Source organism: Paenibacillus sp. GCM10027626 (genome assembly GCF_042676285.1).
In the GTDB taxonomy this organism is placed as follows: Bacteria; Bacillota; Bacilli; order Paenibacillales; family Paenibacillaceae; genus Paenibacillus_Z.
On sequence record NZ_JBHTHC010000002.1, the window covers coordinates 572,783 to 584,853 of the forward strand.

At 47.8% G+C, this 12,071-nt stretch carries 12 protein-coding genes and 1 pseudogene; 9 read left to right on the plus strand and 4 right to left on the minus strand.

Translation table 11 applies throughout. The features are described 5' to 3' along the window. Nucleotides 1-51 precede the first annotated feature (51 nt). From ACFQ0N_RS06315 to ACFQ0N_RS06325, 3 genes are read left to right on the plus strand one after another with little or no spacing between them, the layout of a single operon-like run. Nucleotides 52-933 (plus strand): carbohydrate ABC transporter permease, encoded by an 882-nt coding sequence (locus tag ACFQ0N_RS06315; protein WP_379323945.1) that lies wholly within the window; start codon nt 52-54, stop codon nt 931-933. Next, on the plus strand, nt 933-1,775 hold the full coding sequence (locus ACFQ0N_RS06320; RefSeq protein WP_379323947.1) for a carbohydrate ABC transporter permease: 843 nt from the start codon (nt 933-935) through the stop codon (nt 1,773-1,775). The genes ACFQ0N_RS06315 and ACFQ0N_RS06320 overlap by 1 nt, the downstream gene beginning before the upstream one ends. Next, a complete protein-coding gene (locus ACFQ0N_RS06325) occupies nt 1,759-4,482 on the plus strand; it encodes a family 78 glycoside hydrolase catalytic domain (RefSeq protein WP_379323949.1) in 2,724 nt (907 codons plus the stop codon). Before ACFQ0N_RS06320 ends, ACFQ0N_RS06325 begins: the two co-directional genes overlap by 17 nt. A 134-nt stretch (nt 4,483-4,616) precedes the next feature. Here ACFQ0N_RS06325 and ACFQ0N_RS06330 read toward each other — a convergent pair whose 3' ends face one another. Further along, complete coding sequence (locus ACFQ0N_RS06330) at nt 4,617-4,886, minus strand: hypothetical protein (protein ID WP_379323951.1); 270 nt, start codon at nt 4,884-4,886, stop codon at nt 4,617-4,619. Between the two features lie 154 nt (nt 4,887-5,040). Here ACFQ0N_RS06330 and ACFQ0N_RS06335 point away from each other — a divergent pair, with 154 nt between their 5' ends. Both ACFQ0N_RS06335 and ACFQ0N_RS06340 read left to right on the plus strand, forming a co-directional pair. Next, nucleotides 5,041-5,676, plus strand: coding sequence for a hypothetical protein (locus ACFQ0N_RS06335; RefSeq protein WP_379323953.1), 636 nt, complete (start codon nt 5,041-5,043; stop codon nt 5,674-5,676). A gap of 173 nt (nt 5,677-5,849) precedes the next feature. Next, nucleotides 5,850-6,044 (plus strand): hypothetical protein, encoded by a 195-nt coding sequence (locus ACFQ0N_RS06340; RefSeq protein ID WP_379323955.1) that lies wholly within the window; start codon nt 5,850-5,852, stop codon nt 6,042-6,044. Between the two features lie 76 nt (nt 6,045-6,120). Here the strand turns inward: ACFQ0N_RS06340 and ACFQ0N_RS06345 are convergent, their stop codons facing one another. The 3 genes and pseudogenes from ACFQ0N_RS06345 to ACFQ0N_RS38290 all read right to left on the minus strand — a co-directional run bounded on the left by ACFQ0N_RS06345 (nt 6,121) and on the right by ACFQ0N_RS38290 (nt 8,058). After that, nucleotides 6,121-6,852: a DinB family protein gene (locus ACFQ0N_RS06345; RefSeq protein ID WP_379323957.1), complete on the minus strand. Its 732-nt coding sequence runs from the start codon at nt 6,850-6,852 to the stop codon at nt 6,121-6,123. A gap of 35 nt (nt 6,853-6,887) precedes the next feature. Next, nucleotides 6,888-7,309: pseudogene (locus ACFQ0N_RS06350) on the minus strand (hypothetical protein); the annotation flags it as partial. A gap of 92 nt (nt 7,310-7,401) precedes the next feature. Further along, a complete protein-coding gene (locus ACFQ0N_RS38290; RefSeq protein ID WP_483874981.1) occupies nt 7,402-8,058 on the minus strand; it encodes a transmembrane-type terpene cyclase in 657 nt (218 codons plus the stop codon). A 240-nt stretch (nt 8,059-8,298) separates the two neighbouring features. On the opposite strand from ACFQ0N_RS38290, the gene ACFQ0N_RS06355 reads away from it, so the two are divergent. The 4 genes from ACFQ0N_RS06355 to ACFQ0N_RS06370 all read left to right on the plus strand — a co-directional run bounded on the left by ACFQ0N_RS06355 (nt 8,299) and on the right by ACFQ0N_RS06370 (nt 11,946). Continuing rightward, entirely contained in the window at nt 8,299-9,417 is a 1,119-nt protein-coding gene (locus ACFQ0N_RS06355; protein WP_379323959.1) for a DHHW family protein, read from the plus strand. Between the two features lie 121 nt (nt 9,418-9,538). Beyond that, entirely contained in the window at nt 9,539-10,324 is a 786-nt protein-coding gene (locus ACFQ0N_RS06360) for an EcsC family protein (RefSeq protein WP_379323961.1), read from the plus strand. A 122-nt stretch (nt 10,325-10,446) separates the two neighbouring features. Further along, nucleotides 10,447-11,565, plus strand: coding sequence for a DUF3900 domain-containing protein (locus ACFQ0N_RS06365; protein ID WP_379323963.1), 1,119 nt, complete (start codon nt 10,447-10,449; stop codon nt 11,563-11,565). Between the two features lie 21 nt (nt 11,566-11,586). Next, a complete protein-coding gene (locus ACFQ0N_RS06370) occupies nt 11,587-11,946 on the plus strand; it encodes a Lin0512 family protein (protein WP_379323965.1) in 360 nt (119 codons plus the stop codon). Nucleotides 11,947-12,071: the final 125 nt, after the last annotated feature.

The window sequence follows — 12,071 nt, forward strand, 5'->3', positions numbered from 1 at the left end:
TCGACCGGCCGGCTCCTTGAGCGGCCGGTCGAATAGCAGACAGGTGAGATCATGATGAAACCCAGTACCCGGGAGTGGTGGACCGGTTTTTGGTTTATCCTTCCGGCAACGGCATTGTTTGTAGCGTTCGTCTATTATCCTTTCGCGTCAAGCGTGTACTATTCTTTTACGGAGTGGGACTCCATTCGTCCCGCTAAGTTTATAGGCTGGGATAACTATGCATTTTTGCTCGAAGATTCCAAAATGCTTCAGGCGGCCAAGAACACGATCTGGATCACCTTTATCGGAATCGCTGTTCAAAACCCATTGTCCTTGCTGCTCGCGATCTTGCTGAACCGCTCTTTCCGAACGAAGATTTTGCTCAGGGTTGCGTTTTATTTGCCAGTTGTCGTCAGTCTTGTGGTCACCTCTATCGTGTGGGGCCATATTTTGCAGTACGAAGGCTTGCTAAATGGGTTGCTGGAACGATTGGGTCTGCATGCCTGGAAACATGATTGGCTGGGAGACACAGGAACCGTGTTCCCGACCATCATCGCCCTTACGCAGTGGCAAGGACTCGGGTATTGCGCGGTGATCTATTTGGCCGGATTGCAGGCCATTCCCCAAGATTTGTATGAAGCAGCGAAAATGGACGGTGCTAAGGCGATCAACCGCTTTGTACACGTTACGCTTCCGATGCTCATGCCCGCGACAACGATTGTTGTGTTCTTGACCATCGTCGGAGGCCTAAAAATGTTCGATATTCCATATATCATGACGGGAGGCGGCCCCGGTTCGTCATCCTACACACTCACGCTTGCGATCTATAATGCCGCATTCCGGGAAAATACGTACGGCTATGCGATCGCGGGCGGGATTGTTCTGATGATATTCATTATGGCCGTTACACTGATCCAATTGGGGATCATGCGGCGTAAAGAGGTGGAGATGTAATGAGCAAGCTCTCCGCCAAGCGAAAAGACCGTACGAGCATAACGCTGGAGATTTTGTTGTTATTGATCGCACTGCTGTTCTTATTCCCGATCTTTTATCTCATTCTTACAAGTTTTAAATCTCCAGATCAATTCTATCAGCCTCTGGCTATGCCTGATTCTGTATATTGGGGCCATTATGAGAAAGCTGTCGAAAAAGTGAACGTTGTACTTGGTTTTTTCAATACGTTCACGATTAGCGCGGGATCGATCGGACTGATGGTCATCGTTTCTTCTATGGCGGGTTATGTTATTGCGCGTATTCCGCGCAAGTTCTTTCAGTTTCTCTTTTATTTTTTTATCTCAGGCATGGTGATTCCGCTGCAAACAGGAATGATTCCTATCTTCAAAATGGGGGTTGCCCTGCATCTGATCGATACGCGCTCCTTCATGATCTTGTTGTACGCGGCGGGCGCGCTCCCTATGGCGACGTTCATGTACTCGGGTTTTACGAAATCCGTCCCCAGGGAAATCGAAGAATCGGCTGCTATCGACGGGTACGGAAAGTTTCGCGTATTCTGGTTGATTATTTTCCCGCTCATGCTTCCGGCGACGGGAACTCTCATCATGTTGAATATTTACGGCATCTGGAACGACCTTTTCGGACCGCTTCTTTATTTAAAGGATCCCGCAAAAATGACGTTGATGGCACAAGTCGTGCAATTTAAAGCGAATAACCAATCGATTGATTACGGCCCTATTTTCGCGCTGTGCGTCATGGCGACTTTGCCGCTGATCGTTCTGTTTTTCTTCACGCAAAAATATATGATGAAAGGACTCGTCGCCGGTGCGGTTAAAGGATAATCCAAACTTAAACGAGAAAACATGGGGGGCCGAAACGAACGATTTCGGCATTATGGAATTGCGAGTCGAATATAGGAATAATCCGATTGGCATCGGCGTGCGCGTCCCCCGGTTCAGCTGGAAACTTTTCGGATCGGGCAGGGGAATCCGGCAAGAAGGATACCGAATCCAAATCTCTGAAGACGATCCGCAATTCCAAAATCCGATCTGGGATTCCGGTGATGTGAACTCGGACCAGTCCGTGCATATTGAATATGAAGGAAGTTCGCTTAAGTCTCGTCAAGTTTACTTTTGCCGAGTATTCGCTTGGGACACCAAAGGCCGAGTAAGCGACTGGCAGAACACTTTCTTTGAGACGGGCATATTGGATTTCAGAGAGTGGACGGCGCAATGGATCACGTTCGATCCAGAGAAGCATGATCGCCCGGCGGAAACTTTGCCCCTTTTCCGCAAAACTTTCGAATCGAATTCTCGCCTGCGTTCAGCACGAATTTACGCAACGGCTCTCGGCCTGTACGAATTGGAGCTTAACGGTAGACGCCTAAATGATCAGCTGTTCACACCTGGGTGGACAAGTTATCACAAACGGCTTCAAACACAAACCTTTGATGTGACGGAGTATATTCGTTTTGGTGGCAATGCGATCGGAATAACCGTCGCGGACGGCTGGTATAAAGGCAGGATCGGAGGACATCCCCGCGATTTTTACGGTAATCGCCGAGCCGCGTTACTTGAACTGCATCTAACATACGAAGACGGCAGCGAGCAGCGCGTCGTTACGGACGGTTCCTGGCGGGCGGAGACCGGTCCGATCGTAATGGCTTCCCTCTACGACGGAGAAACCTATGACGCCAGGCTCGAGAAGGAAGGCTGGAGTCTGCCGAAGTACGATGATCAAACTTGGCTGCCCGTTGAAACGATGGCACGCAGCAATCATATGCTTATTCCGCAGGAAAACGTGCCGACGGTAATCGTAAGAGAACTTAAACCCGAACGGGCTTTGCGGTTGCCGAGCGGCGAGACGATTTTGGATTTCGGCCAAAATCTGACGGGGTGGGTCTCCTACGCGGTGACGGGGGAAAGGGGAACGGTCATCGAACTGACCCATGCCGAAGTATTGGATTCGGACGGCAACCTGTACATTGAAAATTTGCGTTCAGCCAAGCAAAAGACCAGCTATATATGCAAGGGGACGGGGAACGAACGATATGAGCCGAGGTTCTCGTTTCAAGGCTTTCGCTATGCGAAAGTGAACGGATATCCGGGGGATGTCAATCCGGAATGGTTTACCGCTCATGTCATCAGCTCCGACTTGGAAGAGACGGGTACTTTTGAATGCTCAGACCCTCTGGTCAATCAATTGCAAAGCAACATCGTTTGGGGACAGCGAGGGAACTTCCTTGACGTACCGACAGATTGCCCGCAACGTGACGAAAGATTGGGATACACGGGTGACGCTCAGGTTTTCGTCCGAACGGCTGCCCATAATATGAATGTTGCCGTTTTTTTCACCAAATGGCTGAAAGATTTAAAAGCGGACCAATTGCCAAATGGCGGCGTACCTCATACGATTCCCGACACGCTGCCGGGATGGGAGATGCATTCTGCCTCAGGCTGGGGGGATGCCGCGGTCATTTGTCCGTGGACCATTTATTTGTGCTATGGAGATTTACGTTTGTTGGAAGAACAATACGACAGCATGAAAGCGTGGGTCGAATTTCTAAGAAATTCAGGGGAACAGGAGTTTCTTCGGAATGGCGGTTTTCAGTTTGGGGATTGGCTTGCTCTGGATGCTCCTGCCGGCACCTATACAGGCGCTACGCCGAAAGACTTCATCGCAACTGCATTTTATGCTCATTCCGCGAATTTGTTAGCCAAATCCGCGCGGGCTTTAGGAAAAGAAGAGGATGCGGCAAAGTACGAGGAACTATTCGGGAACATTCGCGACAGATTCAACAAAGAGTTCGTTACAAGCGCGGGAAGGCTCGTGTCCCCGACGCAAACGGCTCATGTATTGGCGCTTCACTTTGGTTTAGTCGAAGGGGCGTTCCGCAAGCGAGTGGAGAAAAGCTTTATCCAGCTCATCGAGGAATCGGAGTATAAGCCGACTACCGGTTTTCTCGGGACTCCCTATATTTGTCCGGTGTTGTCATCAATTGGAAGAAGTGATCTGGCTTATCGTCTAGTGCTGTCCCATGACTATCCGTCTTGGCTTTATCCCGTCAAACAGGGGGCGACGACGATCTGGGAACATTGGGATGGACAGAAACCGGATGGTTCGTTCTGGAGCCCGGAAATGAACTCCTTCAATCATTACGCGTTCGGCGCGATCGGAGAGTGGTTGTATCGCTACGTGGCGGGAATAGACACGGATGAGGCCGGACCGGGGTTCAAGCATATTCATATCAGGCCTCTTCCGGGCGGAGGGCTTAGTTACGCTAGAGCGACCTACCAATCCATGTACGGTGAGATTGTGTCCAGCTGGAAGATCGCGAACAAGGAGATGACTATTGAGGTTAATATTCCTCCAAATACGACGGCCACACTCGAATTGCCAAACGCGCTGCAGGATCGGGTGACGGAGCAAGGCGTACGGCTTGGCGAAGCGGAAGGGGTACGGATCATCGCACTACACGAAAACCGCATTACGCTGGAACTCGAGTCAGGGTTCTATCAGTTTCAATTTGAATGGCGTACGTCCTCATGAAGCGATTCACAGCGGGAGCAAGGAAGGCTGATATAGTCTGCCGTTGGTGAAACAAAAAGAAACCGTTTCTTAGTAAATGGAAGTCCAATCTGCCATTTCGAAAGGAACGGTTTCTTTGTACGTTTGGATTTCATTTACTTGAGAAAAAGCGGGACCAGAGCTTTTACCGCTTCTCCGCTCACTGCAAGCTCGCTGTCAGCATAACGGAGAGACGTGCGGCGGGCCACGAGCAATACCGCGTTGATGCCGCGCTCCAGCAAAATCGGATGCGCCACAGCGCAGCGTAACTGTTCAACGATCATTAAAGGGCACTCATGGCCGTGGCAAACATTGGAAGAAACGCGATCGTCCCAGTTGATGGGCCTCCCGATGCGCATGGCAAGACCTGCTGGCCCTACTCCCATTTTAAGCGTCATCCGTTTATATCGTTCGTTGCGCGCGCGGCGCTTATAAATGGCAGGCCTGACAGCAGTGCATTGTTATTTGGTTGTAACAGCGGTATAATACCCTTCAAAATCAAATATCTGATTATTTATTAGGAATATGGAGTAGATGCAGATGCCAGAATTTATGGAAAAGGATACTTCACGTCATGGTTCGACATCCCCTCAACAATCGGCCGGACTAATACAGATGAGCAGGCAGTCTGTCATTAACCTGGGGATTCATGCATTACATGAGATCGGGACCGATTCCATTTGCCGCGTTTGTATCGCCAGCGGAGGATCTTGCTGTCAGGGGTGCAGGCATCTTGCGAATGGCATCGGATGCCAGCTGCGGAATACAAGTTGTACAGCATGGTTATGCGGATTTTTAAGGTTCTTTCTATATGAAATCGATCTTTTGCAGGAATGGAACGACTTTTGGGAGCAAGTTCCTGGGCAAGATTTTCGAGAGGATTTTACACCAGAAGTCTTTTTCGTGACAAAGCTGTTACACCTTCCGGACCTGCGTAAATTGAGCGAGGCTTTAGCTGGCGATCTTCTGGAGTTGGCACAATCAGACATGCCGAACAGGTCCATCCTAATCCTTCGTGAAAAAATGGATAAACAAATTGACCAGCTTGATGAATGTCAGCGCAATTGGAAAAAGAAAATGAAAATAAAGCGGAACATCAAAGTGTTATCAAGATCTTTTCCTCGTTTTCAAAAAGAAGCACGCGAGTATCGTCAGAGATTTCCGGTTTCGGAGTGAGCTTTCCTTCTAATCAAGTAGCCGTCAGTGTAGGAATCAGTCCAATTTTCATCCGCCGCATCTTGGGGCAGCTTAGAAAGGCGGGTTTGGTTATTGTAAAACATGGGGGCGTAGATACAGGAGATTAGCCAAAAAACCGGAAGCTATTTCGCTTTTGGAGGTGTATGAAGCCCTTGAACAAAAAGCCTTTATTTGAGCGCCATCACAGTACGCCCAGCAATAGCTGTCTTATCGCCCAAGGAATTCAGCCTGCATTGAGCCGTCTGTATGGCCAAACAGAGGATGCCATGAAGCAGCATTTGTCTATGTACACCGTTGCGGATGTATTAAAAGAAACCCTAGCACATGCCTCTGCAAACAAGTGCTAATAAATTGGCTATGTTAATCATCATTGTTGATTCCTATCAAAATGAAAACCGCCTTTTCCAAAGGCGGTAATTAGGGCTATCGTATTCCGGTTTGTTGAGTCTGTCGGTTTGATTTTTTCATTTCCTTTTGCAACTTATCCTTTATACGGGCACATTTATTCAAATGCAAAAAATTATGTCTCGTTGCTGGCATTAGCACAAGTCCAGCAATTGTCTTTTTGCTCCAATAATCAGCAATACCACTTGCTTCTTGAAGAATAGCATTTTCATCAAACAACTTTTTGATTCTATAATCTTGGACTTTATTTCTGAAATCGCCTGATTGCAGTGACGAAATTATTAGTCGGGTTTGTTTTCCTACAGCTATTCTATATTCTAATAGTGAATCTATGTTAATAACTGAACTTAATTCTGCGATATCGTCATCACTCATGCTGTTTCCGCTATGGGGAAATCTGATGTTCATTTTTTGTAACCAATTATCAGAATAAAGTACCTGTTGACTGTCTGCAACCAAAATATTCATCGTCATGTCCTCGACTCTTGCAATATGCCAGAGATGCCATACGATTGAATTCTTTGTATCTGAAGCATTTACTGGATACTCCCTTAATGCACTTTCCTTCAGACTTTCCAAAACGAAATCCTCCAAAGTATTAGTGCAGTCGTTACTCATTTTCGCTGAGTACAACAAAGCATGGTGATTGAGAAATAGCTCAATCGCTCGAACATGTTCGTTTGGATTTGATATGATTTCAGTTAACTTCTTATGGTTTTCATTCCAAACCCTTCTTTGCTCCAAATCCATTGAAATCAACTCCAAAACAGAAAGCAACCGTTCCCTTAGCAAGCAAACGATGCTTGACGAAGATGAGCATTCGTCTCTTTTACAGAAAACAGACAGGAAGAAACTAACATATTTTTCTTATTCGACGCTGTGTTCTCATATTCCTTGCTGTCTAAATAACGGAACCAAGCCAAGTAGTTTTGTAGATACTTGGTTGCCACACCGTTAAAGCGGTCCATCCATCGTTTTAGTCGGCTATGATAACTATTCACATTCTGTATGTGGTAAATGCCTTTTACACGCTGTTTCCCATCGGATTTAAACCGATTTGGAAGGTTTCGGATGGTATCTGTTTCAAGGCAGACAAAATCTTATGTCGCCAATAGAACAGGGTTACATGCGTAACCTCCCCATGCAGTAATTCCGCACTCTTACGTAGCGAAAAACCCTCAATCATGTATTCTATGAACCGAATCCAAGTAAACCTCATAATGCTTCGGCGGTGATAGATCATCCTCGATTCCAGGCTCAATCTGCAAGCAGGCGCTCATCTATTTATAATATAAGGCATTATAGACCAAATGGGAACCAAGTGAATAGGGGACTCCTGGAAAACCCGCGCTTTTGAGCCCTGTAGACCAAGATGATGTATGCTATATCCAGTATGAAAATTATTACGGCCATTATTATAAGCAGTATGGAATGCGGATAAAGCGAGTAACAATAAAGGGAAGCGCATAAGGTGCCTATCATTTTGAGACAAGCGATGGACAGCGACTGACCGCGCAGTTGTTTCACCATTAGCATTCTTATAAATAGCAGGGACATAAGAAGATTGATGCCAAAGGCTGTGTAAACGCCCATGCTGTCATGAAATTCCACAGCTATTCCATAATGGAGCAGGAGAGCGATGGCAGACAAAGTGCAGATCGTCGCATAAAGTATGCGCGGCGGGCAGCTCTTTTTTGAATAATAGATAAATTGAAGCAAAATGATGCAGTCGAGCAAAAACCACACGAAGGTGACAATTTGCTGCATAGGATTAAATGGCATTATAAAAGTAAAGAGAAATTCCCAAGTAATATTGGCGCAAATACAGGGGAGAGGCATCCCGCACGTATGATCCTTAAATCCTTTATAAATAATAAGCAAGTAGACAACGGTCCAAAACAAAGCGACTCCAATTAATAAAAGAAACTCTATTTTCGGAGGCAAAATATGTTGCATAGGGCAGCAATCACATCCTTTAGCATACTTGTCACTCAGTTGTTTAATAAATATGATACAAGCCTTCTGTATAGACCATGGAGCGTAAGTCAGCAGCGGCTGCCATCAGCGATAATTGGTTATATTAAGAAAATCTTCAGATTTGATCTGCTGTTTTGTTAATGAATGCTCTTTACAATAACGTTAATTGTTTAAATGGAGTCAATGATGCGTTATCGTCGTAGAGAGGAGAAAGACAAGATGAAATTTAAAAATCGTACACTAGTGATCGCAGCTGCGTTATTGACACTGCTCATTGTTGTGATTTATGTCGTGATTACACAGTCATCGGCCACAACACCAGAATCCAAGCAGCCGCTCGCACAAGACAAAGGAGAGGGAAGCGGTGAAAAGGGCAATGTGAGCAAGCAGGAGGAGCAGGGAGACGGGGCGTCAGAGACCGGGAAAGAGACAGAGGGGAAGGATAAAGGTGTAATCATCGATATTAACGGTGCGCGTTATATGATATTCAAGGACCGTGCGGTGACACTGTTTCATTATTCGGAGACTGCAGCAGACAAGTATGCTGACGTGCTGAACCAATTCCGGTCGGCAGTTCCGGAAAGTGTCAATGTATACAGTATGCTGGTGCCAACATCGGCAGATTTTGTGAATTACGAGCAATCAGGCGCTACGAGCGATTCGCAGAAGAACGCTCTTGCCCATATTCAGCAGAAGCTGGACAAAAAGGTTAACGTTGTAGATGTATATGGGACTTTAGCGGAGCACCAGAAGGAATATGTATACTTTCGCACAGATCACCATTGGACCGCACTCGGCGCCTATTATAGCTATGTCAAGCTGATGGAGAATATGGGGATGCAGCCGGTCGCGCTTAGTGAGTATGAGGAAGGCAAGATTGAGCAATTTCTGGGGACGATGTACAAAACGACCAAGAGTGAGACTTTGAAGCAGCACCCGGATACAATTTCGTATTATATGCCCAAGGACGACTATTCCTTTGAAATCCGCACTACAACAGGGAAAATGGTGAAGCGCAACCTGGTCGATCCGAAATATGCTCAGCCTGAACAAGGTTTCTATGGAGTGTTCCTGGGCGGCGATGCACCTATGGGCGAGGTTACGACAAGTAATAAAAACGGCAAAAGCATCGTTGTGATAAAAGACTCCTACGGCAATGCCTTTATTCCGTTTTTGGTGCCGCATTATGAAAAAGTGTTTTTTATCGATCCGCGCAGCTTCGCCGGCAGCATATCGCAATTTGTGAAGGAACGGCAAATTACAGATGTACTGTTCCTTAACAACTCGACCGTTGCCCGGCACAGCGGAATAGCAGATTTGATCTTGGAAAAAATGTAATGCAAAAACCCGGCAATCATGGCAAGCACATGATAACCGGGTTTTTTGTGAAATTTTTGACACGCGTATAGAACCAACCCGTATAACTGAATAAAACGTTAATAAAATGGAGTGAGCAGCAGTGACGGAGACGAGAGAGCAATTGGAGCTTGAGCTCAAGCAGGTGAAGCGGTGGGAGAAGGAGCAAAAGGATTTATGGTTTTGGGAAAAGCTGGGCCGGCTTCCGTTCGTACTGCTGGATAAGCTGACACCGCGAGTGCTGCAGCAAAAGGTTGGGCAAGCAATCGACGAGTTGGGCAGCTATGTTCAGTCCGGCGGGCAGTATTTAATTGCTGAGAAGGATGTGCTGCGCCTGCTCGGCGCCCGCACGATTGATGAAGCGGCGCTGCTGCCTATTGCACATATGGATAAGGTGGCGGAGGGGCTGAAGGAAAGCCGCAAATCGTATGCGATGGTGCAAGGGATGACGACGGGCATTGGCGGTATTTTTACGCTTGCGATCGACATCCCGGCTTTGATCGGTCTTTCCCTCAAAGTTATTCAGGAAATTGCCATTAGCTACGGCTATGATCCGAGCCGTCAGGAGGAGCGGATTTTTGCGGTCAAATGTTTGCAGTTCGCTTCATCGGATATCGTCGGCAAGCGCGCAGTGCTGGAGCAACTGGAGCAGTTCGGCAAACCTGAGGAGCACGGTCAAGTAGCTGCGCAAATTCAAGGCTGGCGCGAGGTGATGGTCACCTATCGCGACAATTTTGGCTGGAAAAAGCTGTTTCAAATGATCCCGATCGCCGGTATGCTATTTGGCGCTTACATCAATCGCAGCACGCTGCAGGATGTGGCGGAAGCAGCGACAATGCTGTATAAAAAAAGACGGCTGCAGGAGCGGCTGCAGGCGCTGGACGCTTGAATTGAACGGCCGGTTTAGAGGTGCAGGGGAACGACAAATATGCTATGCTAATGGTCTACTGCATCTAAAAGTGAGTGTTCAAAAGACAACTTTTGAACGACCTCTAAAAGGGGAAGCCGTGAATGGATTTTACTGTGCATTATTTATCGTTCTTCGTCATTCAGACGGAAGGCCCGGACGGCGCCTCCAAGACGTTCAAGCATTTTCAGACAATGGATCAGGACGAGTATGCGGCCAGCGAGTTAAAAGCTTTTTTGGATGGCGAATTTCAGCGGATTTGCAAACGAAAGGCTGAACGTCACCCCAATTCGGAATCAGCCCCGACCAAGATCGGCCGCTTTATCGTTGAGCCTGGCTTTGAGTTGGAGAGCAATCCGAATTACAATTTGCTGCAGCGGCTGCGCGCGTCATCGGATAAAGAGGACTTTCATGGTTTTGCCGATGAGCTGGTACGGCTGTATATGGATGCAGCCGCTGTGCGCGGCGGTGTGCTGATTGTCGTGCAGGCGACGCCGACGAAGCATTTGAGCGATCCGCTGCTCTTTATTTTGAAATGTGACTTCGAGCCGAAGATTGCCCGCATTGCCGACGAACGCAATTTGATCTCTCATGTGGAAATGGCCATCAGCGCCAAAAATATGAAATCGATTCAGTATCCGTTTATGCCGGAGGAGGGGATGCTGGAGCTGTGGGAATTGAAAATTCACCAGGCGTCGCATGCCCGCTATTTTGAAGATTTTTTGCGGTTTATCGATTACGAAAAAGCGCTCCCCGAGCTGATGACTGAGCAGATGCTGACGATGGTCTCCGAGTATATGGAGGAGAAGTGGCAAGGCCAAGAGGGAGAGGCGCGCGAGCAGGAGGCGCAAATTTATGAATTGTGGGCGCATAGCGAGAAGCGGGAGCTGCAGGAGCAATGGTCGCAGGAGCAAGTAGCGGTCGCGACGGAGAAGCTGGTCGAGCAGCAGCCGAAGCTAGCGCTGTCCTTCAAGCTGGATGAAACATCGGTGAAGGCGCCGCTTGCAGCATTTGGCAAAACGATTCATTTTGCCGTTTACAATGGGCGCTATGTCGCATTGCTTGAAGGAGAGGGGTTTCAGTTCGACCGCAGCATGCTGCCGGTGGAGCTGCTGCAGCCGCCGGATCTATTGGATGTGCTGGAGCTTGTCGGCAAGCATAAAGCCGACTCTGAAGCTGATGCTGCGGATCATCAGCCAGATGATGACGAACCGCCATTTTGATAAGAAGGGGCATGTGGAACGATGAAAAAAATATTTTTTATTCAGCTTGGCATGGGCGCTGACTTGCATGGCCAAAATGTAACGAAAGCGGCAGTACGGGCTGTACAAAACGCCATTCATCACAATTCGATGCCGATTTTGCCTGATGTGCTTCCGGAAGGGAAGCTGCACAATATGAAGGTGAATGTAAGGCTCGCTGTCCCATGCGACCATGATGAGCTGGATCTTGATGCGATTCGTGCGGTTCTGCCATACGGGGAAGTGACAATTGAGGTGCTGGACGGCGGCATGATCACAACTAGCGGCATCGTGCTGCCAGACAAGCAGGACAAAAACGATCTGATCTATATCGTCAACGCCTCGATTGAGGTAGGCTGCTAGCGGCCCGGCCGAAATCCCTTGGGGCGATGAGGCACAATGTTGCACGGAATACAGGCCGGTTGGTTTACCACAATATGGGTTACAAAGAGCTCTATTTGACTGGAAAATTATTCATATTGGCTGTC

What these genes read in the sequence shown, in the direction of transcription:
- ACFQ0N_RS06315 (WP_379323945.1), top strand. Translation starts at nt 52, where the DNA reads ATGATGAAACCCAGTACCCGGGAGTGGTGGACCGGTTTTTGGTTTATC.
- ACFQ0N_RS06320 (WP_379323947.1), top strand. Translation starts at nt 933, where the DNA reads ATGAGCAAGCTCTCCGCCAAGCGAAAAGACCGTACGAGCATAACGCTG.
- ACFQ0N_RS06330 (WP_379323951.1), bottom strand. Translation starts at nt 4,886, where the DNA reads ATGGGAGTAGGGCCAGCAGGTCTTGCCATGCGCATCGGGAGGCCCATC.
- ACFQ0N_RS06335 (WP_379323953.1), top strand. Translation starts at nt 5,041, where the DNA reads ATGCCAGAATTTATGGAAAAGGATACTTCACGTCATGGTTCGACATCC.
- ACFQ0N_RS06345 (WP_379323957.1), bottom strand. Translation starts at nt 6,852, where the DNA reads ATGGATTTGGAGCAAAGAAGGGTTTGGAATGAAAACCATAAGAAGTTA.
- ACFQ0N_RS38290 (WP_483874981.1), bottom strand. Translation starts at nt 8,058, where the DNA reads ATGCAACATATTTTGCCTCCGAAAATAGAGTTTCTTTTATTAATTGGA.
- ACFQ0N_RS06355 (WP_379323959.1), top strand. Translation starts at nt 8,299, where the DNA reads ATGAAATTTAAAAATCGTACACTAGTGATCGCAGCTGCGTTATTGACA.
- ACFQ0N_RS06365 (WP_379323963.1), top strand. Translation starts at nt 10,447, where the DNA reads ATGGATTTTACTGTGCATTATTTATCGTTCTTCGTCATTCAGACGGAA.
- ACFQ0N_RS06370 (WP_379323965.1), top strand. Translation starts at nt 11,587, where the DNA reads ATGAAAAAAATATTTTTTATTCAGCTTGGCATGGGCGCTGACTTGCAT.